The 22806-nt window shown below is 67.4% G+C and carries 20 protein-coding genes, 1 tRNA gene and 2 pseudogenes; 12 read left to right on the plus strand and 11 right to left on the minus strand.

The features are described from left to right. Both JWP65_RS19605 and JWP65_RS19610 read right to left on the minus strand, forming a co-directional pair. A pseudogene (locus tag JWP65_RS19605) lies at positions 1 to 654 on the minus strand (Fe-S oxidoreductase); the annotation flags it as partial. 64 nt (positions 655 to 718) lie between these two features. Beyond that, positions 719 to 1141: a rubrerythrin family protein gene (locus JWP65_RS19610; protein WP_299766807.1), complete on the minus strand. Its 423-nt coding sequence runs from the start codon at positions 1139 to 1141 to the stop codon at positions 719 to 721. A 240-nt stretch (positions 1142 to 1381) separates the two neighbouring features. Here JWP65_RS19610 and JWP65_RS19615 point away from each other — a divergent pair, with 240 nt between their 5' ends. The 3 genes from JWP65_RS19615 to JWP65_RS19625 all read left to right on the plus strand — a co-directional run bounded on the left by JWP65_RS19615 (position 1382) and on the right by JWP65_RS19625 (position 6166). Continuing rightward, positions 1382 to 3103, plus strand: coding sequence for an FAD-dependent monooxygenase (locus JWP65_RS19615; protein WP_299766809.1), 1722 nt, complete (start codon positions 1382 to 1384; stop codon positions 3101 to 3103). Continuing rightward, on the plus strand, positions 3100 to 3288 hold the full coding sequence (locus tag JWP65_RS19620) for a DUF2783 domain-containing protein (protein ID WP_299766812.1): 189 nt from the start codon (positions 3100 to 3102) through the stop codon (positions 3286 to 3288). The genes JWP65_RS19615 and JWP65_RS19620 overlap by 4 nt, the downstream gene beginning before the upstream one ends. 61 nt (positions 3289 to 3349) lie before the next feature. Continuing rightward, positions 3350 to 6166 (plus strand): valine--tRNA ligase, encoded by a 2817-nt coding sequence (locus tag JWP65_RS19625; protein WP_299766814.1) that lies wholly within the window; start codon positions 3350 to 3352, stop codon positions 6164 to 6166. A 3-nt stretch (positions 6167 to 6169) separates the two neighbouring features. Here the strand turns inward: JWP65_RS19625 and JWP65_RS19630 are convergent, their stop codons facing one another. Then, the gene (locus tag JWP65_RS19630; protein ID WP_299766816.1) at positions 6170 to 7198 is read right to left on the minus strand and encodes an NAD(P)-dependent oxidoreductase; all 1029 of its coding nucleotides are present in this window, start codon (positions 7196 to 7198) and stop codon (positions 6170 to 6172) included. A gap of 116 nt (positions 7199 to 7314) precedes the next feature. Between JWP65_RS19630 and galU the strand changes: the two genes are divergently transcribed. After that, complete coding sequence (gene galU / locus JWP65_RS19635; RefSeq protein WP_299766818.1) at positions 7315 to 8205, plus strand: UTP--glucose-1-phosphate uridylyltransferase GalU; 891 nt, start codon at positions 7315 to 7317, stop codon at positions 8203 to 8205. Between the two features lie 13 nt (positions 8206 to 8218). On the opposite strand, the gene JWP65_RS19640 is transcribed toward galU, so the two are convergent. The 3 genes from JWP65_RS19640 to cysM all read right to left on the minus strand — a co-directional run bounded on the left by JWP65_RS19640 (position 8219) and on the right by cysM (position 9975). Then, the gene (locus JWP65_RS19640; protein WP_299766820.1) at positions 8219 to 8446 is read right to left on the minus strand and encodes a sulfurtransferase TusA family protein; all 228 of its coding nucleotides are present in this window, start codon (positions 8444 to 8446) and stop codon (positions 8219 to 8221) included. Between the two features lie 10 nt (positions 8447 to 8456). Continuing rightward, complete coding sequence (locus tag JWP65_RS19645; RefSeq protein WP_299766822.1) at positions 8457 to 8981, minus strand: NUDIX domain-containing protein; 525 nt, start codon at positions 8979 to 8981, stop codon at positions 8457 to 8459. 91 nt (positions 8982 to 9072) lie between these two features. Further along, positions 9073 to 9975, minus strand: a complete 903-nt coding sequence (gene cysM / locus JWP65_RS19650) for a cysteine synthase CysM (RefSeq protein ID WP_299766824.1) — start codon at positions 9973 to 9975, stop codon at positions 9073 to 9075. A 40-nt stretch (positions 9976 to 10015) separates the two neighbouring features. Here cysM and JWP65_RS19655 point away from each other — a divergent pair. Then, positions 10016 to 10102 (plus strand) — tRNA-Leu (locus JWP65_RS19655). Between the two features lie 78 nt (positions 10103 to 10180). Here the strand turns inward: JWP65_RS19655 and JWP65_RS19660 are convergent. The 3 genes and pseudogenes from JWP65_RS19660 to JWP65_RS19670 form a co-directional block, all read right to left on the minus strand. Continuing rightward, positions 10181 to 10336: pseudogene (locus JWP65_RS19660) on the minus strand (IS630 family transposase); the annotation flags it as partial. A 40-nt stretch (positions 10337 to 10376) separates the two neighbouring features. Continuing rightward, on the minus strand, positions 10377 to 11375 hold the full coding sequence (locus JWP65_RS19665) for a tripartite tricarboxylate transporter substrate binding protein (protein WP_299766826.1): 999 nt from the start codon (positions 11373 to 11375) through the stop codon (positions 10377 to 10379). Positions 11376 to 11403: 28 nt separating this feature from the next. Continuing rightward, the gene (locus JWP65_RS19670; RefSeq protein ID WP_299766827.1) at positions 11404 to 12642 is read right to left on the minus strand and encodes a flavin-dependent oxidoreductase; all 1239 of its coding nucleotides are present in this window, start codon (positions 12640 to 12642) and stop codon (positions 11404 to 11406) included. A 102-nt stretch (positions 12643 to 12744) separates the two neighbouring features. Here JWP65_RS19670 and JWP65_RS19675 point away from each other — a divergent pair, with 102 nt between their 5' ends. Together JWP65_RS19675 and JWP65_RS19680 are read left to right on the plus strand one after the other, a co-directional pair. Beyond that, on the plus strand, positions 12745 to 13557 hold the full coding sequence (locus JWP65_RS19675; RefSeq protein WP_299766829.1) for an IclR family transcriptional regulator: 813 nt from the start codon (positions 12745 to 12747) through the stop codon (positions 13555 to 13557). A gap of 168 nt (positions 13558 to 13725) precedes the next feature. After that, positions 13726 to 14823 carry a glycosyltransferase gene (locus JWP65_RS19680; RefSeq protein WP_299766831.1) on the plus strand — a complete coding sequence of 366 codons (1098 nt, stop codon included), beginning with the start codon at positions 13726 to 13728 and terminating at the stop codon, positions 14821 to 14823. A gap of 71 nt (positions 14824 to 14894) precedes the next feature. Here JWP65_RS19680 and JWP65_RS19685 read toward each other — a convergent pair whose 3' ends face one another. Beyond that, a complete protein-coding gene (locus JWP65_RS19685) occupies positions 14895 to 15215 on the minus strand; it encodes an H-NS histone family protein (RefSeq protein WP_299766833.1) in 321 nt (106 codons plus the stop codon). Positions 15216 to 15419: 204 nt separating this feature from the next. On the opposite strand from JWP65_RS19685, the gene JWP65_RS19690 reads away from it, so the two are divergent. Next, entirely contained in the window at positions 15420 to 16448 is a 1029-nt protein-coding gene (locus JWP65_RS19690; RefSeq protein ID WP_299766835.1) for a S1C family serine protease, read from the plus strand. Between the two features lie 13 nt (positions 16449 to 16461). On the opposite strand, the gene JWP65_RS19695 is transcribed toward JWP65_RS19690, so the two are convergent. Then, entirely contained in the window at positions 16462 to 17403 is a 942-nt protein-coding gene (locus tag JWP65_RS19695; protein WP_299766837.1) for an SDR family oxidoreductase, read from the minus strand. A 50-nt stretch (positions 17404 to 17453) separates the two neighbouring features. Between JWP65_RS19695 and JWP65_RS19700 the strand changes: the two genes are divergently transcribed. The 4 genes from JWP65_RS19700 to JWP65_RS19715 form a co-directional block, all read left to right on the plus strand. Then, on the plus strand, positions 17454 to 18497 hold the full coding sequence (locus JWP65_RS19700) for a CDP-6-deoxy-delta-3,4-glucoseen reductase (protein WP_299766839.1): 1044 nt from the start codon (positions 17454 to 17456) through the stop codon (positions 18495 to 18497). An 86-nt stretch (positions 18498 to 18583) separates the two neighbouring features. Next, positions 18584 to 19369: a polysaccharide biosynthesis/export family protein gene (locus JWP65_RS19705; RefSeq protein ID WP_299766841.1), complete on the plus strand. Its 786-nt coding sequence runs from the start codon at positions 18584 to 18586 to the stop codon at positions 19367 to 19369. A gap of 66 nt (positions 19370 to 19435) precedes the next feature. Continuing rightward, a complete protein-coding gene (locus tag JWP65_RS19710; protein ID WP_299766843.1) occupies positions 19436 to 21775 on the plus strand; it encodes a polysaccharide biosynthesis tyrosine autokinase in 2340 nt (779 codons plus the stop codon). Between the two features lie 15 nt (positions 21776 to 21790). Continuing rightward, positions 21791 to 22806: DnaJ domain-containing protein (locus JWP65_RS19715; protein WP_299766847.1), on the plus strand; the 1016-nt coding region annotated here is incomplete at its 3' end.

Consider the following 22806-nt stretch of genomic DNA (forward strand, 5'->3'; position numbering starts at 1 on the left):
GATGCCGGGCTCGTTGTAGTTGACGTAGCAGGTGGCGAAGATCGCGACCTTGCCGGGCGAGCGCTCGCCGGCCCGCACCGCAAAGTCCTGCGTGGTGGGCGCCGCCTTGCGGAACCTGCGCGTGGCCAGCGCCGGCAGCCAGGCGTTGCGATCCACGTTCAGGGTGCTTTCCATCAGCGCCCGGGCCGGCCTGGCCCGGTTCACCGCGTTGGCCAGCTGCACCACCACCGGGATCCCGGCGAACTGGCCGTGCACGTCGGTGGCGGCCAGGAACTTCTCCCCGAAGCCAACGCCGCCCTGCTTGAACTTGATCGCCTTGGCCCGCAGCATGGTGTGGGGGAAGTCCACGTTCCACTCGTGCGGCGGCACGTAGGGGCACTTGGTCATGTAGCACAGGTCGCACAGGTAGCACTGGTCGACCACCTTCCAGTAGTCCTTCCTGGCGACGCCGTCGACCTCGCCGGTCTTGCCCTGGTCGACCAGGTCGAACAGCGTGGGAAAGGCGCCGCACAGGCTGACGCAACGGCGGCAGCCGTGGCAGATGTGGAAGATGCGTTCCAGTTCCGTGAACGCCGCTGGCTGGTCGTAATACTCCGGCGCCTGCCAGCCGATGGGGTGGCGGGTGGGCGCCTGGAGGCTGCCTTCGGTGGGCATGGTTTGCAGGGGCAAGGACGTGAGCGGGCTTTTCGCCAGGCCTTAGCCCCTATCCCGTAGCCCCTCAATCGACCAGTTCGTTCAGCGCCCGCGTGTAGCGGTTGGCGTGCGACCTCTCGGCCTTGGCCAGCGTCTCGAACCAGTCGGCGATCTCGTCGTGGCCCTCCTCGCGCGCCGTCCTGGCCATGCCCGGGTACATGTCGGTGTATTCGTGGGTCTCGCCGGCGACGGCGGCCTTGAGGTTGTCGCGGGTGGCGCCGATCGGCAAGCCAGTGGCCGGGTCGCCGCACTGCTCGAGCCACTCGAGGTGGCCGTGGGCATGGCCGGTCTCGCCTTCGGCCGTGGAGCGGAACAGGGCCGCCACGTCGTTCTGGCCTTCCACGTCGGCCTTGTTGGCGAAATACAGGTAGCGGCGGTTCGCCTGCGATTCGCCCGCGAACGCGGCCTTGAGGTTTTCTTCCGTCCTCGAGCCTTTGAGTGCTGCCATGAAACTCTCCTTGGTGGTGGATGAAGTTGCAAACGGGAGGGGCCTCCAGGGCCGAAGACGCTGCTAGCGTAGTCAGCTCGCCACGTTGCGTCTAATAGCCAGCCTCAATGCACTTTACGCCGCATGGCTATTGCCCCCCCCAGAGCTGATGACGAGGTCGAACCGGCTGTTTTCCACTAGGCGCGGGCGGTCGGCGTTCCGGTACAGTCAATCCGTTACGCAACGGTGAATCGAGGAACCATGGCCGAACGCTACGCCGAAACCGCGAGGACGCACGGCTACCAGTTCACCACCGGCAGCGGCTACGAGCTGCCCCAGTACCCTTTCCGCGCGCCGCCGGAGATCGCCTCCGGCCAGGCCAGCCACCATCCGGTGGTGATCGTGGGCGGCGGGCTGGCCGGCCTGACCGCCGCCTGCGCGCTGGCGCAGTACGGCGTGGCGGCCATCGTGCTGGACGAGGACAACACCGTGGGCGTCAAGGGCGCCGCCTCGCGCGGGATCTGCTACACGCAGAAGTCGCTGGAAATCTTCCAGCGGCTGGGGGTGTACGACCGGATCGCCGCCAAGGGCATCCAGTGGAGCGTGGGCCGCACCTTCGCCGGCGCCGACGAGGTGTACTCGTTCGACCTGCGCCAGCAAAGCGCCTACAACCTGTCCAGCCAGCCGCCCTTCATCAACATCCAGCAGTTCTACATCGAGGCCTTCCTGGTCGACCGGATCGCCGAGCTGGGGCACGTGCAGCTGCGCTGGCAGAACCGCGTCACCGGCTTTGCCCAGGACGGCGAGGCCGCCACCCTCACCGTCAGCACGCCGGCCGGCGACTACCGGCTGCGCGCCGACCACGTGATCGACGCCACCGGCTGCCATAGCCCGTTTCGCAAGTGGGTCGGCGCCTCCGTCACGGCCAGGAAGGGCGACGACCGCTGGTGCATCGCCGACGTGCGCTTCACCCGCAAGCCGCCGGTGGAGCGCCACACCTGGATCGAGGCGCCCTTCAACGAGAACCGCGCGGTCTGGCAGCACCTGATGGGCGACAACGTCTGGCGGATCGACTACCAGATGGCGCCCGACTCCGATCCGGCCGAGGTCAGCCGGGAAGACGTGGTGCGCGAGCGGCTGGCACGCCAGTTCGGCGCCGACGCCGGCGTGGAGATCGTCTGGGTCGGCCCTTACGCCTACCGCAGCGAGTGCGTCGACGCCATGCGGCACGGCCGCGTGTTCTTCATGGGCGACTCGGCCAAGGTGGTCAGCCCGTTCGGCGCGCGCGGCGGCAACACCGGCATCTCGGACGCCGACAACCTGGCCTGGAAGCTGGCGGCCGTCATCCGCGGCCATGCCGCCCCCGCCGTGCTGGACAGCTATCACCAGGAACGGCACGAGGCCGCACGTCAGAACGTGCTGGTGACCAACCGCACCGCCCGCTTTCTGCGGCCCGGCTCACCGATGGAAAAGACGTTCCGCGACGCCGCCCTTGGCCTGGCGCGGCAACACCTGTTCGCCCGCCAGTTCGTCGACACCGGCCGCATGGCCGTGCCCAACCCCTACACCGAGTCCAGCGCCTGCGGCCGCACCGGCGGCCTGTCGGTGCAAAACGTCGCCTTCGAGTGGGCCGACGGCTCGCGCGGCGAAGTCACCGACCTGCTGCGCTGGGCCGACGGCCGCCTGCTGTTGCTGCTGTTCGGCGGCGTCTCGTCGGCCGGTCTGGCGCGCGCGCGCAGCCTGGCCGAAACCGCGCCCCTGTGCTGCGTGCAGGTGGTCGCCAGCGACCAGCGGCCAGGCGCCAGGGAGTTCGTGCACGACCCCAAAGGCCACCTGCAGGGCGCCTGCCACGTGTTCGGCCACGCCTGGGCGCTGGTGCGCCCCGACAGCTACGTTGCCGCCACCGGGGAAAGCGTCGACGCTGCCCTGGTGCATGCGATCGGCCAGGCGCTCGGCGCCGGCCTGCAGGAGGACGCCGAATGAAGACCACCCCGAACCTGCAGGACGCCGACGGCTTCTACGAACAGCTGCTGGACGCCCACCAGGGGCTGACGCCGCAGCAGTCGCAGCTGCTCAATGCCAGGCTGATCCTGCTGCTGGCCAACCAGCTGGGCGATGCCCGTGTGCTCAAGGAATGCCTGGCGGCGGCGCGCGAGTTTCCGGCCTGAATTTTCCCTTTCGTCCGGACCGCGCGGAACATCGTGCAAAGTGCAACCGTAAAATCCCGGGGTGAGCACTGAACAACCCGGGCTGGACAGCCTTTCCAAATCCTTCGAACCCGCCGCCATCGAGGCCAAGTGGGGCCCGCTGTGGGAACAGCGTGGCTACGCCACCGCGGGCTACCGCGGCACCGGCGCGCCGCGCGACGGCGAACCCGCCTTCGCCATCCAGTTGCCGCCACCGAACGTGACCGGCACCCTGCACATGGGGCACGCGTTCAACCAGACCATCATGGACAGCCTGGCGCGCTACCACCGGATGCGCGGCTTCAACACACTGTGGGTGCCGGGCACCGACCATGCCGGCATCGCCACCCAGATCGTCGTGGAGCGCCAGCTGCAGGAACAGGGGCAAAGCCGCCACGACCTGGGCCGCCCGGACTTCGTGAGGAAGGTCTGGGAGTGGAAGGAGAAGTCGGGCAACACCATCACCACCCAGATGCGCCGCATGGGCGACAGCGTGGACTGGTCGCACGAGTACTTCACAATGGACGAGAAGCTGTCCAAGGTGGTCACGCAGACCTTCGTGCAGCTGTACCAGCAAGGCCTGATCTACCGCGGCAAGCGGCTGGTGAACTGGGACCCGGAACTCAAGACGGCAGTCAGCGACCTGGAAGTGGAGAGCGAGGAGGAAGACGGCTTCCTCTGGCACATCCGCTATCCGCTGGCGCAGGGGGAAGGCCACCTGACGGTGGCGACCACGCGGCCCGAGACCATGCTGGGCGACGTCGCCGTGATGGTGCATCCGGAAGACGAGCGCTACCTGCACCTGATCGGCAAGAGCGTCAGGCTGCCGCTGTGCGACCGCGAGATCCCGGTGATCGCAGACGACTACGTGGACCGCGAGTTCGGCACCGGCGTCGTCAAGGTCACGCCGGCGCACGACCCGAACGACTATGCCGTGGGCCAGCGGCACGGGCTGCCCATCATCGGGGTGCTGAACCTCGACGCCACGGTCAACGACAACGCGCCGGCCGTCTACCGCGGGCTGGACCGCTTCGTGGCCCGCAAGAAGGTCGTGGCGGACCTGCAGGCGCTCGGCCTGCTGGAAGAGACCAAGAAGCACAAGCTGATGGTGCCACGCTGCGCCCGCACCGGCCAGGTGGTGGAGCCCATGCTCACCGACCAGTGGTTCGTGGCGATGACCAAGGTCAGCGACCAGGACCCCACCGGCAAGTCGATCGCGCAGAAGGCCATCGATGCGGTGCAGACCGGCCAGGTGCGTTTCGTGCCGGAAAACTGGGTCAACACCTACAACCAGTGGATGAACAACATCCAGGACTGGTGCATCTCGCGCCAGCTTTGGTGGGGCCACCAGATCCCGGCCTGGTACGACGAGGACGGCAAGGTCTACGTGGCCGCCACCGAAGCCGATGCGCAGGCGCAGGCGCCGGGCAAGACGCTCACGCGCGATCCCGACGTGCTGGACACCTGGTACTCGTCGGCGCTGGTGCCCTTCTCCACCCTGGGCTGGCCCCAGAAGACCAAGGACCTGGACCTGTACCTGCCCTCCACCGTGCTGGTGACGGGCTACGACATCATCTTCTTCTGGGTCGCCCGGATGATCATGATGACCACCCACTTCACCGGCCAGGTGCCGTTTCGGCACGTCTACATCCACGGGCTGGTGCGCGACTCCCACGGCAAGAAGATGAGCAAGTCGGAAGGCAACGTGCTGGACCCGGTCGACCTGATCGACGGCATCTCGCTGCCGCCGCTGCTGGACAAGCGCACCACCGGCCTGCGCAAGCCCGAGACCGCGCCCACGGTGCGCAAGAACACGGAGAAAGAATTCCCCGACGGCATCCCGGCGTTCGGCGCCGATGCGCTGCGCTTCACCTTCGCCTCGCTGGCCACCCTGGGTCGCTCGATCAACTTCGACCCCAAACGCTGCGAGGGCTACCGCAATTTCTGCAACAAGCTGTGGAACGCCACCCGCTTCGTGCTGATGAACTGCGAGGGCCAGGACCTGGCGCAGCAGGACGCCGCGCTGACGCCGGCCGACCGCTGGATCGTCTCGCTGCTGCAAAAGACCGAAGCCGAAGTGGCCAGGGGCTTTGCCGAATACCGCCTGGACAATGTCGCCAACACGATCTACCAGTTCGTCTGGGACGAGTACTGCGACTGGTACCTGGAAATCGCCAAGGTGCAGATCCAGACCGGCGACGCGGCGCAGCAGCGCGGCACCCGCCGCACCCTGATCCGGGTGCTGGAAGCCATCCTGCGGCTGGCCCATCCCGTCATCCCCTTCATCACCGAGGAGCTGTGGCAGAAAGTGGCGCCGGTGGCGGGCCAGAGCGGCGAGTCGATCAGCATCGCGCCCTATCCGCAAGCCGAGCCGGCCAACGAGGCGCCCGAGGCGCAAGCCTGGATGGCGCGCCTGAAGACGGTGGTGGACGCCTGCCGCAACCTGCGCGGCGAGATGAACGTCTCGCCCTCGACCCGGCTGCCGGCCTACGTCGTGGGTGACGCCGGCTTCATGCGCGAGGCGGCACCGGTGCTGCAGGCGCTGGCCAAGCTGAGCAAAGTGAAGGTGTTCGACGACGAAGCCTCCTGGGCCGCGGCCGCCCAGTCGGCGCCGGTCGCGGTGGTGGGCGACACGCGCCTGTGCCTGTACATGGAGATCGACGTCGTCGCCGAGAAGGCGCGCCTGGGCAAGGAAGCCGCCCGCCTGCAAGGCGAGCTGGGCAAGGCCAACGCCAAGCTCGCCAACCAGGCCTTCGTCGCCAAGGCCAAGCCGGCGGTGATCGAGCAGGAGCGCAAGCGCATCACGGACTTCACGGCCGCGATCGAGAAGCTGCAGGCGCAGCTGGCGCGCCTGGGCTGAGCCTCAGGCGCCCAGCAAGCCCGGCACCGAGACCCCGGCGCGGGTCTGGGGCGGCTCCGACTGCGGGCCGTCCAGATCCATCCGCGCACTGAGGACTTCGAAGCCGGTGTGGCGCGGCGCCGTCAGCGCCTCGTGCAGCCGGTGGGCCACGTACCAGCTGGCGCGCAGGCGCGCCTCGCGGGTGTGCGCGCCCAGGCGCGGTGTCAGCATCAGGTTGTCCAGGTCGTGCAGCGGGCTGCCGCGCGAGGCGAAGCCGGCCTCCGCGCCATCGAGCAGCGCCGCCTCGATGCGGCCGTCGTGCAGGGCAGCCGCCAGCGCATGCGGGTCGAACAGCGCCGAGCGCGTGATGCCCACCCAGGTCTGGCCCGGCTTGCAATGCTGCAGCACCTTGGCGTTGATGAAACCCTGGTAGCGGGATGCATAGAGCACCTGCACCGAGATCGCGTCGGACTGCGCCATCAGCTGCTCGATGCCCACCGGCTGCACCCGCAGCCGCGCCCAGCTGGGCGCGGTGTGGTGGACGGCCGGGTCGTAGCCGATCAGCTTGGCCCCGAGCGACTGCAGCATCAGTGCCAGCGCATGGGCAGTCGGGGCCAGTCCCAGCAAGCCAACCACGCTGCCGTGCAGTTCGCGCCCCATGCGCAGGGGCGCATGGCGCTCGCCCACCAGCGGAGCGGCGATGCCGCGGCGAAACATCATCAGCAGGCCGGCCAGCAGGTACTCCGCGTTGGAGCGCACGTTGGCCGTGGTGGACTGGATCACGCGCACGCGGCGCTCGCGGCAAGCCTCGAGGTCGGTGTTGTCGCTGCTCCCGTGCAGCCGGGCGACGGCCTTGAGCAGGGGCGCGAAATCGAGCACCTCCCGGGTGAGCACGAACTTGCGCGGCAGGACCATGGCGCCGGTCTTGTATATTGCCTTGCGCAGCGTGGCCGGGTCCGCCGCCGCGAGCTCGGGGACGTAGGCGATCGAATGCCGGGCCGCCAGCCAGGCTTCGGCCTCGGGCAGCAGGCGCTCGAGAAGTAGGATGTCCAAACGCCGTCCTTGTCTGACCAGGCGCGCTGGCGCGCCGTGGAAGAATGCCAAACTGCCGAGAAGAAAACCGACCACTGTAGCCAGAACCCGTCCACCCGTCCACCCGCCCACCGTCCATGAACAAGTCAACGAACATCGACAAGGCCGTCTTCCCAGTCGCCGGACTGGGCACGCGCTTTCTCCCCGCCACCAAGGCCCAGCCCAAGGAAATGCTGCCCATCGTCGACAAGCCGCTGATCCAGTACGCCGTGGAAGAAGCCTACGAGGCCGGCATCCGGCACATGGTGTTCGTCACCGGCCGCAACAAGCGGGCCATCGAGGACCATTTCGACACCGCCTACGAGCTCGAAAGCGAGCTGGAAAGCAGCGGCAAGACCGAGCTGCTGGAGCTGGTTCGGTCGCTGGCACCGGCCGACATGGACTGCTCCTTCGTGCGGCAGCCGCGCTCGCTGGGGCTGGGGCACGCGGTGCTGTGCGCGCAGCCGATCGTCGGCCACGAGCCGTTCGCCGTGCTGCTGGCCGACGACCTGATGTGGGGCCCGCAGGGCGGCAAGGGCGTGCTGGCCCAGATGGTGGAGGTGTTCCAGCAAACCCAGGCTTCGCTGCTGGCAGTGCAGGAAGTGCCGCTGGAGCACGTGCGCCGCTACGGCATCGTGGCCGGCAAGCCGGCCGGCGAGCGGCTGGTGAAAGTCACGCAGATGGTGGAAAAGCCCACGCCGCAAGATGCGCCGTCACGCCTGGGCGTGGCCGGTCGCTACATCCTGACGCCGGCGGTGTTCGACTGCATCCGCAACCAGCCGCGCGGCAGCGGCGGCGAGATCCAGCTGACGGACGGCATCGCCCAGCTGATCGCCACCGAAGGCGTGCACGCGTACAGCTACTTGGGCAAACGCTACGACTGCGGCAGCAAGCAAGGCTTCCTGCAAGCGACGGTCGAATTCGCCCTGATGCACCCGGAGGTCGGCCCGGCCTTTCGCGAGTACCTGCAGGCGCTCTCGCTGCGCTGACCCGGCGCGCCGGTCAGCGCCGGCGCAGCAGGTGCACGAATTCGTTGCCCAGCGTCTGCTGTTCGACCAATTCGTTGCCGGTCTGCTTGGAAAAGGCCTGAAAGTCGCGCAGCGAGCCGCCGTCGGTCGAGACGACCTTGAGCAGTTGCCCGCTCTGCATGTCCGTCAAGGCCTTCTTGGCCTTCAGGATGGGCAGCGGGCAGTTCAGCCCGCGGGTGTCGATTTCCTTGTCGAATACCATCAGTGTCTCCTCAACGCCTGGTCCAGTCGGTGAATTGCGGCTCGATGCCCCGGCCCCGCAGCCAGTCGGCCAGCGCGTGCCCGGTGCCGGCGGGCCAGCATTTCACCTCGTCGTAGCCGAACAGCTTGTAGTCGACCAGCTCCGGTGACAGCTTCACCTCGCCCTCGCAAAGCGCATGGTAGGCGATGATCACCTGGTTCATGCGCTGGAAATCATAGACCCCCACCAGGTTCAGCTCCTGGACCGACAGGCTGGTCTCCTCGGCGATCTCGCGGGCGATGCCTTCCCGCGGCGTCTCGCCGGCCTCCATGAAGCCGGTGATCAACGCATACATCTTGCCGGCCCAGGCGGCGTTGCGCGCCAGCAGGACCTTGTCGCGATACTGCACGATCGCCGCCAGCACCGGCGTGGGATTGTTCCAGTGGGTCCAGCCGCAGGCGGTGCAGCGCAGGCGCTGCTTTTCGCCGCCATCCTCCATCTGCGCCACCAGTTGCAGCGGCGTGGCGCACTGCGGGCAGAACCGGTACTCGCTCATGAGGGAACCTCCCCCAGGCTGGTCCGCGCGACCTGCGCTCGCCCCCTTCGCAAGCGGAGGGGGCGAGCGCCTTTGCGCGGCCGGGCGGCGCTCACGCCGGAAATACGCCAGTGGACAGGTAGCGGTCGCCGCGGTCGCACACCACGAACACGATGGTGGCGTTCTCGACCTGCTGCGCGACCTGCTGCGCGACCCAGCAGGCTCCCGCAGCGGAGATGCCCGCGAAGATGCCCTCTTCCCGCGCCAGCCGCCGGCACATCTCCTCGGCCTCGTCCTGGCTCACCAGCACCAGTTCGTCCACGGTGGAGGGGTCGTAGATCTTGGGCAGGTACTCCTCGGGCCACTTGCGGATGCCGGGGATGCGCGAGCCCTCGCTGGGCTGGGCGCCGATGATGCGCACCTGGGGGTTCTTCTCCTTGAGGAACCGCGACACGCCGGTGATGGTGCCGGTGGTTCCCATCGCGCTGACGAAGTGCGTGATGCGGCCCGCCGTCTGCTCCCACAGCTCGGGGCCGGTGGTTTCGTAGTGGATGCGCGGGTTGTCGGCGTTGGCGAACTGGTCCAGCACCCGGCCCTTGCCCTCGCGCTGCATGTTCTCGGCCAGGTCGCGCGCGTACTCCATGCCGCCGCTCTTGGGCGTGAGCACCAGCTCCGCACCGAAGGCCTTCATGGTCTGGGCGCGCTCGATCGACAGGTCCTCCGGCATGATCAGCACCATGCGGTAGCCCTTGATGGCGGCGGCCATGGCCAGCGCGATGCCGGTGTTGCCGGAGGTCGCCTCCACCAGCGTGTCGCCCGGCTTGATCTCGCCGCGCTCCTCGGCGCGCTTGATCATCGACAGCGCCGGCCGGTCCTTGACGGAGCCCGCCGGGTTGTTGCCCTCGAGCTTGCCCAGGATGACGTTGCCGCGCGCAACGTTGTCAGCAGCGCCTATGCGCTGCAGCGCCACCAGCGGCGTGCGGCCGATCGCGTCCTCAATGGTCGGATAATGCATGGCGGCACTGTGCCATAATTTCCTGCTTCCTTCTTCCGTGGCCGGAGTGGCGAAATCGGTAGACGCAGCAGACTCAAAATCTGCCGGTGGCAACACCATCCCGGTTCGATTCCGGGCTCCGGCACCATAGCTCTACAGCGATCATTCAGGAGCGGTTTTCCGCATCCTGTTCCGCGTGGGTTGCGCATACTCAGTTGTCGGACGAGATCACGCTGCCATCCAATGTGTTTAGGGCGGCAAACAGCGTGGTCGTCCCGTGGCGTTTGTTCCCGTGGCGTTTTTAATCGTGCGTGACCGTTCCCGCGCGCCCAGCTTTCATTGGCAAGCCGGGCTGCGTGCGATCGAGCGCTTGGATCTGGCTCGTGTGACCCGCGTGGATACGAGAAGGCGCGCCGCTCACTTCACTTTGGCTTCAGCTTGCTGATGATCCCCTTGTACTTCGTTACTTCGCTCTGGAGGTGGGCTCGGAACTGCTCTGGCGGCTTGTACGTGGCCTCGGTTCCGGCCACCGCGAGCCGTTCATTGATCGACGGCTCCGCGACGGTTTTGCGGATCGCCTCCGTCAGCCGCGTCTCCACATCCTTGCTCAGCCCGGCGGGGCCGATGATGCCGAACCAACTGCTCACGTCGTAGCCCGGGAACCCGTGCTCCGCTACGGTTGGAATGTTCGGCAGCTCGGGGGAGCGCTGGGCCGAGAGCGTTGCGTACATCTTGGCCTTCCCCGTGTCCACAAGCGGCTTTGCGCTGCGGAGCACGGTGATCAACAGGTCAATCTGGCCGCCCATCAAGTCTTGCGTGGCAGGCGCGAGCCCTTTGTACGGAATGTCGACGATCTGCGCGCCGGAAAGCTGACTCAGCCACGCCAGCCCGATGGAGAATGGGTTCCCCGGCCCCAGCGTGCCCAGCGAAAGCTGACCGGGCTGGCTCTTTGCCTGCGCGAGCACCGCCTTGAAGTCGGCGGCGGGCAGGTTGGGCCGGCCGATGATCACCAGTGGGAGCGTGCCCCACTGGGCGATGAGAGAAAAGTCCTTGAAGGTTTCGTAGGGGAGCTTGGCAGTGCCCAGGATTGCTTCCCCCTGCGGTGTAGAGGTCAGCACGTGGTTGATCGCGAAGGCGTTTTCGACCATGCCGATGGTGTAGCCGTCCGCAGGCGCACGCTGAACCGTGCTGGTAGCGATCATCGTGCTCGCACCACCCCGGTTCTCAATGATCACCGGCTGGCCCAACTGGGCCGACATTCCTTCGGCAAGCACCCGCGCTGCCGCATCCGCGGGGCCACCCGCGGGGAATGGGACGATCAACTTCAGCGGCTTGTTGGGGAAAGCTTGACTCCAACTGACCACCGGTAGCGCCATTGCGCCAAGCGCCAACAGCAAGCTGTTCACGGTCCGTTTTTTCATCTTGTCTCCTGGGGTTGAATGGGCGGCATTACTCTGCGTTTACGGTCGCGATGTCGAAGCCGGCCAAGCGCTTGTACTGCTCGGCGATGGCCAGCCGATCGGCATAGGGAATCACCTGTTCGATGTCGTCGAAACCCCGCGGCGCCAGATCGTCCGCCAGCTTCATCACGCGCTCCGGGCCGCTCTCGCGGTTAGCCAGGACGACCGCCGCGGTCGCCGGGCGGCGCTCGTTCTCGTACCGCGCCAGCGCTCTTTCCACGTCCGGTTCCACCAACAAGGCATTGGTGATCGCCTCGGCATCCAGGATCGCCTGAGACGCACCGTTGGATCCCATGGGATACATCGGGTGGGCGGCGTCGCCCAGCAAGGTGGCGCGGCCGTCCGTCCAGGAGGCGAACGGTTCACGATCCATCAACGGGTACTCGTAGACCGTGGTCGCCTTCGAGATCAATCCTGGAATGTCAAGCCAGTCAAACTTCCAATCCTGAAAGTATTTGAGGACGGTCTGCATGTCAGCGCGCTGCGTCCAATTCTCGCGCTTGTAGGGGGAGGGGCCGCCGATGCGGATGTCGGCGATCCAATTCACCAGCGACCGGCCTTGCTCGGCGGTCTTGATGGAGATGGGATAACAGACGAACTTGTGCGGTGGTGTACCGGCCATGATCATGGCCTTGCCTCCCAGGAAGGGCTCCATCTCGGTGGTTGCGCGCCACATGACGGTACCACTCCACACCGGGGGCCCTTCCTCTGGGTGGATGCGCTCGCGCACAGTTGAATGAATGCCGTCGGCGCCAATCAAGACGTCTGCCTTCACTTCGACGATTCGCTGGCTGGCCGTGTCGCGGAACTGCGCCACGATGCCGTCTGCCCCAGTCTCGTAATTCTCGAAGTGGTGGCCGGTCTTCACGTTCTGCTCGCCCAGCCGCGCAAGCGCCGTCCTGTGCAGGATCACCTGCAGCTCACCGCGGTGAATAGAGAACTGCGGCCATTGATAGCCCGCGGCCAAGCCTCGCGGTTCGGTCCAGATCTGCTGCCCGAACTTGCTAAAAAAGGTCAGACTCTCCGTGGGAATGGCCACGTCATACAAGTCCTGCAACACGCCGATCTTTGCGAGGCGCTTGACTGCGTGCGGCAGCAGATTAATGCCGACGCCCGCCGGCTTCACCTCTGATACGGATTCGAACACCTGCACTTGCATGCCGGCGTCGTGGAGCATCAGGGCAGTGGTCAGGCCGCCGATGCCGCCGCCTACGATGGCTACTTTCATGGTCTCCCCTTTTTCGAACGCTGCGTGAGAATTGACTTGTATATTCTGGCATCGATTATGGTTAGTACAATCAGGGGTAGCCCCTTAACCGGAAAGTAGCTCTTGAGCGAAGTCAACGAGAACGGGCGTACGATCGATGCGCCTGGAATTCAGTCCATCGAGGTCGGCGCTGACATCCTGCGGGCGCTAGCCGATGCAGGCGGCCCTGTCGCGCTGACGCGGTTGGCACAACTCGCAGGTATGGAGCCAAGCAAGGCACGGCGCTACCTGGTCAGCTTCCTCCGATGCGGACTGGTAGACCAAGATGAGCGCACCGGCCACTATCTTTTCGGATCCCTCGCATTCCGCATCGGGGTCGCATCCTTTAACACGCGGGATCCCATTCGGCTGGGTGCTCGGGCGCTGGTGGCGTTGCGCGACGCCACAGGCGAAACGTCGATGCTGTCAGTCTGGGGCGGGACAGGGCCGACGATCGTGGCTTTGGAGGAAAGCGGTCATGCCGTGATGCTGATTGCCCGCATCGGCGCCATGCTTCCCATGCTGTCCAGCGCAACAGGGCAGGTGTTCGCGGCTTTCATGGAACATCCCGCTGTACTCGCATCGGTAGAAAGTGAATGGATGAGTGCGGCACCCGCCCGACGCCGCCAGATCCTGGGTCGGCACGACGACGTCCAAGCATTGCTCGCGGCCGTGCGCAGCGCCTGCTTCGCAGAGGTCCAGGATCAGGTGCAGTCCGGAATCCATGGGTTCAGCGCTCCTGTGTTTTCGCACAAGGGAAAGCTTGCAGCGGCGGTCACGCTGATCACCCGCAGCGGCGCGGACAGCCAGCGCAAGGCGCGGCAGCTCACGCAGGAGGTCGGCCGCCGGTCGGCAGTGTTGTCGCAGGAGCTGGGGCATATAGGGAAAGTCGCCTAGCCAGCTGCTGCTGCACTCGTCCGAGGCGGTCACCCACCGCAGATTTGGCTGCAGGCGCATGGCAACTAAAGCTTGCATGCACTCGCCTTCTGCAATAAAGTGCGCACTCTCTGTCACAAAGTGTTCCCGGCCCGACCGGTGGGTGCACGCAGTCAAAGGAATCCCGTTGTGCTTTCACTGAGTCCCTTGCTGGCCGTGGCTGCGACGTTGATCGTCGCGCTGCTGGTGGCTCAGGCGCTGGTGCTGAGCGCCCACAAACACGGCCACCTGACGATGGACCTGCCCAGTGGCGTGCAGAAGTTCCATTTCGACCCGACCCCGCGGGTGGGTGGCGTCGCCATCTACCTGGCGGTTGCGGCCGCCTGGGGCCTGCTGCCCGGCGAAGCCGAGCGCAAGTTGCTGGCCACCGTACTGCTGGCGGGCATGCCCGCGCTGGCCGTCGGCCTGATCGAGGACGTGACCAAGCGGGTCGCCGTGCGCACCCGCCTGCTGGTGACCATGGGCAGCGGCGCCGTGGCCGTGGTGCTGACCGGCATTGGGCTGACGCGGATCGACCTGCCGGCGGCCGACTTGCTGCTGGCCATCTGGCCGATCGCAGTGCTGTTCACGGCTTTCGCGGTCGGGGGCGTGGCCAACGCGGTGAACATCATCGACGGCTTCCACGGGCTGGCCAGCGGCACCGTCATCATCTCCAGCCTGGCGCTCGCGGCGATCGCCCAAGCGGTCGGCGACGCGCCCTTGGCCGTCGCCGGCATCGTGCTGGCCGCTGCCATGGGGGGTTTCTGGCTGGTCAATTTCCCCTGGGGCAAGTTGTTCCTGGGCGACGGTGGCGCCTATTTTTCCGGCTTTGCGCTGGCCTGGCTGTCGGTCGAACTGCTGGCACGCAATCCCGGCGTGTCGCCGTGGGCGAGCGTGCTGCTGTGCGGCTACCCCACCATCGAAGTGCTCTACAGCGTGATCCGCCGCAGCAAGGTCCGGCAATCGCCGGGCATGGCCGACCGCCACCACCTGCACAGCCTGGTCGCCACGCAGCTGATCTACCCCCGGCTGGCCCGGCTGAACGCCAACCTGCGCAACGCAGCCGTGTCCGTGGTGATGTGGTTCTGTGCCCTGGTTCCCGTGGTGCCGGCCGTGCTGTTCTTTGACCAGCCGCAATTGCTGCTGGCGGCGCTGGCGGGTTGCATGCTCTGCTATCACTTGCTGTACCGCTGGGTGGCTGCTTCCGGCAAGCCCGCCGTTGCAGGCAACGCCGACGCCCGCACCTGAATTGACGGCGGCTGAATTGAAAAAAAGGGGCTCGAGGGCCCCTTTTCTCTGCGTCACGCAAGAAAGCGCGCTCAGCGGCCCGCGCGGATTTCGAATTCCTCGATCTTGCGACCCTGCTTGAGCGCTTCGGCGACCCATTGCGGCTTGCGCCCGCGCCCACCCGACCAGGTTTCTCCGTTCGGTCCGCGGTATTTGGCCGCGCTGGGCGTGGCCTTGGGGCGCACGCCGCGCGGAGCGCCGCGGGCCAGGCCCAGGTCTTCCGCGCTCAGGCCGTAAGCCCGGATCTTTTCCTTGATGTCGGAAATCGTGTCCGCAATCTCCTTGTCACGCATCTTCTCCGCTTCGGCCAGCAGTTTTTCGGCCTGCTCGCGCAATTCCAGGTAGGTCGCCATAGCACTCGTCCTCAAGTCGTTTTACGTGTCGCCATTATGCAAACAATTCGCATCCGGGTTCGCACCGGCATTGCCGTGAATGGTCGCCAATTGCAATCGCGCAATTGAGCCGACCCAGATTTGGTGCGCTATCCCATGGCCCCTTCGGTTGCGGACCCGCGGCCTTTGGCGCATTCTTGGGGCAACCACTACCGAGGATCCGCCATGGCCCTCCTTCGCTTGGCCCGCCGGCCCGCCGCCTTGCTGCTGCTGTGGCTCGGAGCTGTCTGCGGGGCGCCCGCGGCGACCGCGCAGCCCGGTTACCAGGCCATGATCGACGCGCTCACCCGCGCCAACGAGGCGGTGGTTGGCATCGAGGTGACTGCGGCGGATGGCGCCCGTTCGGCAGAGACGCTGGGACGCCAGCGCAGCGGTTCGGGCGTGGTGATCGGCCCGGACGGCCTGATCCTGACGATCGGCTACCTGGTGCTGGAGGCGGACGCGATCCAGGTCGTCACCCACGACCACCGCCGGCTGCCGGCGCGGGCGGTGGCGCACGATCTGGCCACCGGCTTCGGCCTGATCCGTCCGCTGCTGCCGCTGCGCGGGATCAGCCCCGTGGCGCTGGGGGCGACCGCGCCGCTGGAGCCGGGCGAGGCGTTGCTGGCGGCGGTCGGCGGCGAGGACGGCAGCATCGCCATGACGCAGCTGGTGAGCCGTCGGCCGTTTTCGGGCTATTGGGAATACCACATCGAGTCGGCCCTGTTCACCAGCCCGCCGCTGCGCAACCACAGCGGCGCGCCGCTGTTCAACCAGCGCGGCGAACTGCTTGGCATCGGCAGCCTGTTCGTCGGCGACGCCCTGGGCGGCGACGGTCGTCTGCCGGGCAACATGTTCGTGCCGGTCGACCTGCTCAAGCCGATCCTGGCGGAGCTGCAGCAGACCGGCAGCACCCGCAGCAGCCACCGGCCCTGGCTGGGACTGAGCTCGGCGGAGCAAAGCGGGCGCCTGCATGTCGTGCGTGTCAACCGCGAAGGCCCGGCGCATGCCGCGGGCCTGGTGCCGGGCGACGTGGTGCTGGCGATCGACGGCGCGCCGGTGAGCACCCTGGAGGCCTTCTACAAGAAGCTGTGGTCGCGCGCCAACCCCGACGACGAGGTGCAGCTGACCATCCTGAAGGGGTCGGAGATCCGGCAGCTCACGCTCAAGGGCGTCGACCGCATGACCACCTTGCGGCGGCCCGCCGGCATCTGAAGGCTGGCACCGATCAGGCCGCGTCCCGGGGCGCTTGCAGGCCTTCCTTGGGCGTCGGGAACAGCAGCCGCACCCGCAGTTCGTGCTTGATGCGGGCGTTGTCCAGGCGGCGCGACTCGCCCATGAAGCTCAGAAGCACCAGCGGCAGCCGGTCCTGCGCCGTGTCGCGCGCGATCCTGGGCGGCGGCGCCAGGCCGTACAGGCCGGCGGCCAGGTCGAAATACTCGCCCATCTTCAGCCGGCTGTCGTCGCTGGCGTTGTACACCCGCTGCGGGCGGCCCCTCCAGAGCGCGGCGACGACCATCCGCGCCAGGTCGTCGGCGTGCACGTGGTTGGTGTAGACGTCGTCCTCGGCGCGCAGCACCGGCGTGCCCTTGAGCAGGCGCTCGCGCGGCGTGCCGCCGGCGCGGTCCGCCGCGTAGATCCCCGGGATGCGCAGGATGCTGGCGCGCGCGCCGGTGCCGCGGCCGAAGAAGCGCACCTGGCGCTCGGCATCCAGCCGGCGTTGCGCCCGCGGCGTCTGCGGCCGCGGCAGCCGGTTTTCGCCCACCAGCGCACCCTGGCAATCGCCATAGACGCCGCTGGTGGAGGCATAGACCAGCGCGAACGGAGGCGAGCGCAGGCGCAGGGCGCGCAGCAACGCCTGGCTGCGCAGGTCGCGCCACCAGCAGCCGCCAAGATCGGCCCCTGGCGGCGCCAGGTGCACAACGCGCTCGGCCAGGCCGGCCAGCCGCGCCAGCGAGCGCGGTGCATCCAGGTTGCCCTGCAGCGGCGTGATGCCGCGCGAGCGCAGCTGGCCTACCCGCCCAGGGCTCGACGTCAAGGCGATCACCCGCACGCGCGGGCCCAGTTGCCGCGCGACGCGCAGGCCGACGTCGCCGCAGCCGATCACCAGCACGCGCGGGCGGCGAAAGCGGCTGGGCAAGGCGCCGAGGGGGTTCTGGATTGAGGGCAAAATCGGGAAGACAGCGAACAGACCGAAGATCTCAGAGGATACCGAAAGCAATGACAGCCGCCACGGCCCCCGGCCCCTTCCAGATCACGGTACAACCGAGCGGCCGTGCCTTCAGCGCCACGGAGGGGGAAGCGATCCTGGCGGCCGCGATCCGGCAAGGCATCGGCCTGCCCTATGGCTGCAAGGACGGCGCCTGCGGCTCCTGCAAGTGCCGCAAGCTCGAAGGCACGGTGGTGCACGGCACGCACCAGGCCAAGGCGCTGTCGACGCAGGAGGAGGCCGAGGGCCTGATCCTCACCTGCTGCGCCGTGCCGCAGAGCGACCTGGTGCTGGAGTCGCGCCAGGTCACCGATGAAAGCGCCTTCCCGATCCGCAAGATGCCCTCGCGCGTGACCAGCATGCAGAAGGTCTCGCACGACGTGATGATCGTGCGGCTGCAGCTGCCGGCCAACGACACGATGCGCTACCACGCCGGCCAGTACGTCGAGTTCATCCTGCGGGACGGGGCGCGCCGCAGTTATTCGATGGCCAACGCGCCGCATCACGGGCCCGGCATCGAGCTGCACATCCGGCACATGCCGGGCGGCAAGTTCACCGAGCACGTGTTCACCGGCATGAAGGAAAAGGAGATCCTGCGCATCGAGGGCCCGTTCGGCAGCTTCTACCTGCGCGAGGACTCCGGCAAGCCGATGGTGCTGCTGGCCTCGGGCACCGGCTTCGCGCCGATCAAGGCCCTGATCGAGCAGCTGCAGTTCAAGGGCAGCCAGCGGCCGGCCACCCTGTACTGGGGCGGCCGCAGGCCGTCGGACCTTTACATGAACGCCTGGGTCCAGGAGCAGCTGGCCAAGCTGCCGAACCTGCGCTATGTGCCGGTCGTGTCGAACGCGTTGCCAGAAGACAATTGGACGGGCCGCACCGGTTTTGTTCACAACGCGGTGCTGGAAGATTTCCCAGATCTGTCGGGCCATCAGGTGTATGCATGCGGGGCGCCGGTGGTGGTCGATTCCGCCCGGTCCGACTATTGCGCCCGGGCGCGCCTGCCGGCGGAGGAATTTTTCGCGGACTCGTTCACTTCCGAGGCGGACAAGCATTGAAACGGATCGAGGCTTCCCCTGGAAGATCACCGAGATCAGCGAGATTTCCCTACAATCGCCGTTTTGGGGGTTGTATGTCTCCGTTCTTGAATCGTCTTGCGTTCGCGGGGGCGTTGCTGGCAGTTGCGACGGGGAGCCTGGCCCAGCGGCCGCCCCAGAGCTACCTGACCTCCCCCGACGGGGTTTTTCGCCCCGCGGCTTCCGAACAGCCTGCCGCCGCCACGCCCCAGTCGCCGGCGCGCGCCACCAGCGGAGCCGCCCAGCAGCCCGCTGCGGCCGGCCCGGCCCAGGGCGCGGGCCTGGGCATGGAATATCGCGTCGGCGCGAACGACCTGCTCGAAATCGAGGTGCTCAACCTCGAAAACGGCAAGCGCACGGTGCGGGTCAATGCCGCCGGTTTCGTCACGCTGCCCCTGATCGGCCCCGTCACCGTCATCGGGCTCACGCAGCAGCAGGTCGAGGCCCACGTGGGCAGCCTGTACGGCCAGAAATACCTGCAGGACCCGCAGGTGTCCGTCTTCATCCGCGAATTCACCACCCAGCGCATCACCATCGACGGCGCGGTGTCCAAGCCGGGCATCTACCCCATCGTGGGCCAGATGACGCTGCTGCGGGCGCTGGCGCTGGCCGGCGGCTTTGGCCAGATCGCCAATTCCACGGAAGTCAAGATCTTCCGCCAGGGCGACAAAGGCGAGCGGCAAGTGGCGACGTTCGACATCGAACGCATCCGCGCCGGCACGCACGAAGACCCGGCGATCCGCGGCGACGACGTGATCGTGGTCCAGCGGGATGCCACCCGGGCCCTGTTGAAGGATTCGATCTTCCGCGACATCATCGACTCGATCAATCCGTTCTCCGTCCTGAGCCGTTAAGCTCGACTGACCTGCGGCGGGCCCACGGTCCCGAGGCAGCAGTTCCAACTCCAAGAATTCCTGTCCATGTCCGCCTCCGATCTTTCACGTGATGATGCATCGGGTTTTGCGCCCACCGTTGCCAATGAGCTGGCGCTGCGCCAGGCATTCCAGATGCAGGCCGGCGCGCTGGCGCGGCACGAGGAAGAGCAGGCCGGCGACGACTCCCTGACGCTGACGGACATCGGCCGCATCGTCCTGAAGCACAAGTGGACGCTGCTGCTGGTCGTGCTGCTGGCCTGCGCCGTGGCGGCGGTCCGCACCTTCCTGAGCACGCCGGTGTACCGCTCCAGCGTGATCCTGCAGATCGACGCCGCATCGCCGCGCGTGGTGCGCTTCGAAAAGGATCCCGAACAGGAGCGTGGCGGCGACGACGCCGCCTCGATGCGCACCCAGCAGGAACTGCTCAAGAGCCGCTCGCTGGCCGAGCGCGTGATCGACGAACTGCGGCTGGACAACTCGACGCCCTCGGGCCAGGCCGCGCTCGCCCTGGCGCCCGCCCGCCAGCTCGGCGAGGACGCAGCCGCCGCGGCGCAGCAGCCGGGCCAGCGCGACTACCTGGACCGGCTGATCGCCGGCTACCAGAAGATGATGAACCCGAGCACCCGCAACGTCGAAGTGCTCGGCCGGGAAGCGGTCGTTCAGCGCTTCCTCAACTCGGTGACAGTGGAGCCGGTGCGCGGATCGCGGCTGGTGACGCTGCATGTCGATAACACCGACCCGAACCTGGCTGCCCGCATCGCCAACACCACGGTGCAGTCATTCATCGCGATGGGGATGGAAAGGCGGCTGGAGGCGTCCTCCTATGCCAAGAAATTTCTCGAGGAACAGATCAAGCAGATGAAGGCGCGGCTGGAGGAGTCGGAGCGGCGGCTGAACAGCTACGCCCAGGCCAACCAGATCCTGACCCTGGACGAGAAGACCAGCGCCATCAACACCACCTACACCGACTATGCGGCGGCGTTGTCCAAGGCGGAGCAGGAGCGCATCAAGGCCGAAGCGGTGGCCTCCGAGATGCGGCGCAACCCGGCGGCCGCATCCGCGGTGGCGGAAAACAAGAGCATCCAGGCGTTCCGGGAGCGCCGGGCCAAGCTGGAGATCGAATACCAGGAGAACCTGCGCCTGTACAAGCCCGAGTTCCCCAAGATGCAGCAGATCAAGGCGCAGATCGTCGAGATCGAATCGCAGATCACGAACGAAGTGCAGGGCGTGGCGGCCACGCTGCAGGCGCAGTACGACTCCGCGCTGCGCCAGGAAGCCCTGCTGCGCGAAAAGCTGGCGCAAACGCGCAAGCAGGTGCTGACCACGCAAGACCACGGCATCGACCTGAACCTGCTGCGGCGCGAGGTCGACACCAACCGCCAGCTGTACGACAGCCTGCTGCAGCGGTTCAAGGAGCTGGGGATCTCCGGCAACGTCGTGAGCAACAACATCTCCGTGGTCGACGCCGCGGAGCCGTCTCTGTTCCCGTTCAAGCCCAGCCTGATGCGCAACCTGCTGATCGGCCTGATCGCCGGCATGCTGCTCGGGACGGCGATCGTGGTGGCCTTGGAGGTGCTGGACGATTCGATCAAATATCCAGACGAAGTGGAGCGCGTGCTGGGCCTGCCGCTCATGGGGATCATTCCCAAGCTCAAGGGCAAGAAGCGCGCCGTGGCGATGGAGGTGCACGAAGATCCGCGCTCCGCCATTGCCGAGGCCTACCGCTCGGTACGCACGGCGCTGCAGTTCTCCACCACCGACGGGGCCCCCAAGCGCCTGGTGATCACCAGCACGACGCGCAACGAAGGCAAGAGCACGACATCGCTGGCGCTGGCGATCAACTTCGCCCAGATGGGCCAGCGGGTGGTGCTGATCGACGCCGACATGCGCAACCCCACCATCCACAAGATGCTGGGCATCCCCAACGACTTCGGCCTGTCGAACCTGCTGTCCAGCGATACCCGCGTCGACCGCTTGCTGACGCCGACCGTCGTCCCCAACCTCTCCGTGCTGCCCGCGGGCCCGGTGCCGCCCAACCCGGTCGACCTGCTGACCGGCCCCAAGCTGCTGCTGCTGCTGGACCTCACCGCGGCGCTGGGTATCGATTACGTGATCGTCGACGCCCCGCCGATGCTCGGGCTGGCTGATTCGATCGTGCTCGGCAACCAGCTGCAGAACGTGTTGTTCGTGGTCCAGGCCGGTTCGACCCGCAAGTCGCTGATCAAGGCCGCGTTGCGCCGCCTGCGCCAGGGCGGCCTGGTGCCGCGTGGCGTCGTCCTCACCCAGGCCCTGAACAACGCGATGCCGGTGGACTACGAGTCGTACTATGGCTACGGACCCACCGGTGCTTCGGCCGAGCACACGGCCCTGGCGCGGCCCCAGTAAGGGGCGGACCGGCAGATGACCGAGTCAGCAGAGCCGATCAGTCCGACCTCCCAGGCACTGCACGCGGCCTTGCTCGACTACTTCGCCGCGCCCGGCAGCCACCAGCTGGGGCTGCGGCAGCCGGCGCTGCTGTTCGGCTCGATCCGCGAAATCCTCCAGATCGCCGCCGGGCGTGGCGTGCCGGCAGGCAGGCCACGCCCGGGCAGCCCCACCTTGCGCGAGGCGGCTGCCTTCTTCCTGCGGGCCGGGCTGCTGTACCCGGGGGCGGACCACTATGCGGTGCTCGGCTTGCCGCCCAAGGGCCAACCGGTGGAGCTGAAGGAGCGTTACCGGCTGTTGATGCGGCTGATCCACCCGGACTTCGCGGCGAGCGACGCTCCGCCCTGGCCCGCGGACGCCGCCGTCCGGGTGAACCGCGCCTATGAAGTGCTCTCGTCGCCGGTGCTGCGCAGGGACTACGACGACCAGCTGGCCGCCTTGCCATCGCAGCGACCTGGCCCCGTTGCCGGCGCCGAGGCGCGCAAGGCCGCACCCGCCTCCGTGCATTCCTTGCCGGACGAAGGCGTGCGCTTGAACCGCAAGGCGGCCTGGACGATCGCGGCGGGCGCGGGAGCCCTCGCGCTTTTGATACTGTCACCGCGCGACGAACCGGGCGAGCTGGTGCAGAAGCTCGAAGTGGCGGCCATGCAGTCACGCCAGGGCGCCGACGACCGCAAGGCGCAGCCGGCGCTGGAGTCCGCGGCCCAGCCGATCCGCAGGGAAGGCCTGTCGGCTTCCAGCGTGGCCCCGGTCGTGGCGGCGCCTGCCCGGCCCCGGCAACCGGCGCCGGCGGTCGCCAGCCCGGGGCCCGTGCGCCAGCCGGCTTCCCGCCCGCTTCCACTCCCCCCGGCGGCCACGGTCCGCAGCGCCGTTCCCAATACGCGCGGTGTCGCCATCACGGCGCCCCCGCCGGCGATTCTTCCGCCGTCCCGCCCCTTCGTCGCGCCGGCGCGGGCGCCGGGCGCGGCTGCGGCGCCCCACCCCGCATTGGC

Origin of the sequence: Ramlibacter sp. (assembly GCF_028292805.1) — a bacterium.
Classification (GTDB): domain Bacteria; phylum Pseudomonadota; class Gammaproteobacteria; order Burkholderiales; family Burkholderiaceae_C; genus Ramlibacter.

Bases quoted from the DNA above. Each gene is read 5' to 3' on its own strand.
- JWP65_RS19610 (WP_299766807.1), bottom strand. From the start codon at position 1,141: ATGGCAGCACTCAAAGGCTCGAGGACGGAAGAAAACCTCAAGGCCGCG.
- JWP65_RS19615 (WP_299766809.1), top strand. From the start codon at position 1,382: ATGGCCGAACGCTACGCCGAAACCGCGAGGACGCACGGCTACCAGTTC.
- JWP65_RS19620 (WP_299766812.1), top strand. From the start codon at position 3,100: ATGAAGACCACCCCGAACCTGCAGGACGCCGACGGCTTCTACGAACAG.
- galU (WP_299766818.1), top strand. From the start codon at position 7,315: ATGAACAAGTCAACGAACATCGACAAGGCCGTCTTCCCAGTCGCCGGA.
- JWP65_RS19640 (WP_299766820.1), bottom strand. From the start codon at position 8,446: ATGGTATTCGACAAGGAAATCGACACCCGCGGGCTGAACTGCCCGCTG.
- JWP65_RS19645 (WP_299766822.1), bottom strand. From the start codon at position 8,981: ATGAGCGAGTACCGGTTCTGCCCGCAGTGCGCCACGCCGCTGCAACTG.
- cysM (WP_299766824.1), bottom strand. From the start codon at position 9,975: ATGCATTATCCGACCATTGAGGACGCGATCGGCCGCACGCCGCTGGTG.
- JWP65_RS19665 (WP_299766826.1), bottom strand. From the start codon at position 11,375: ATGAAAAAACGGACCGTGAACAGCTTGCTGTTGGCGCTTGGCGCAATG.
- JWP65_RS19670 (WP_299766827.1), bottom strand. From the start codon at position 12,642: ATGAAAGTAGCCATCGTAGGCGGCGGCATCGGCGGCCTGACCACTGCC.
- JWP65_RS19685 (WP_299766833.1), bottom strand. From the start codon at position 15,215: ATGGCGACCTACCTGGAATTGCGCGAGCAGGCCGAAAAACTGCTGGCC.
- JWP65_RS19690 (WP_299766835.1), top strand. From the start codon at position 15,420: ATGGCCCTCCTTCGCTTGGCCCGCCGGCCCGCCGCCTTGCTGCTGCTG.
- JWP65_RS19700 (WP_299766839.1), top strand. From the start codon at position 17,454: ATGACAGCCGCCACGGCCCCCGGCCCCTTCCAGATCACGGTACAACCG.
- JWP65_RS19710 (WP_299766843.1), top strand. From the start codon at position 19,436: ATGTCCGCCTCCGATCTTTCACGTGATGATGCATCGGGTTTTGCGCCC.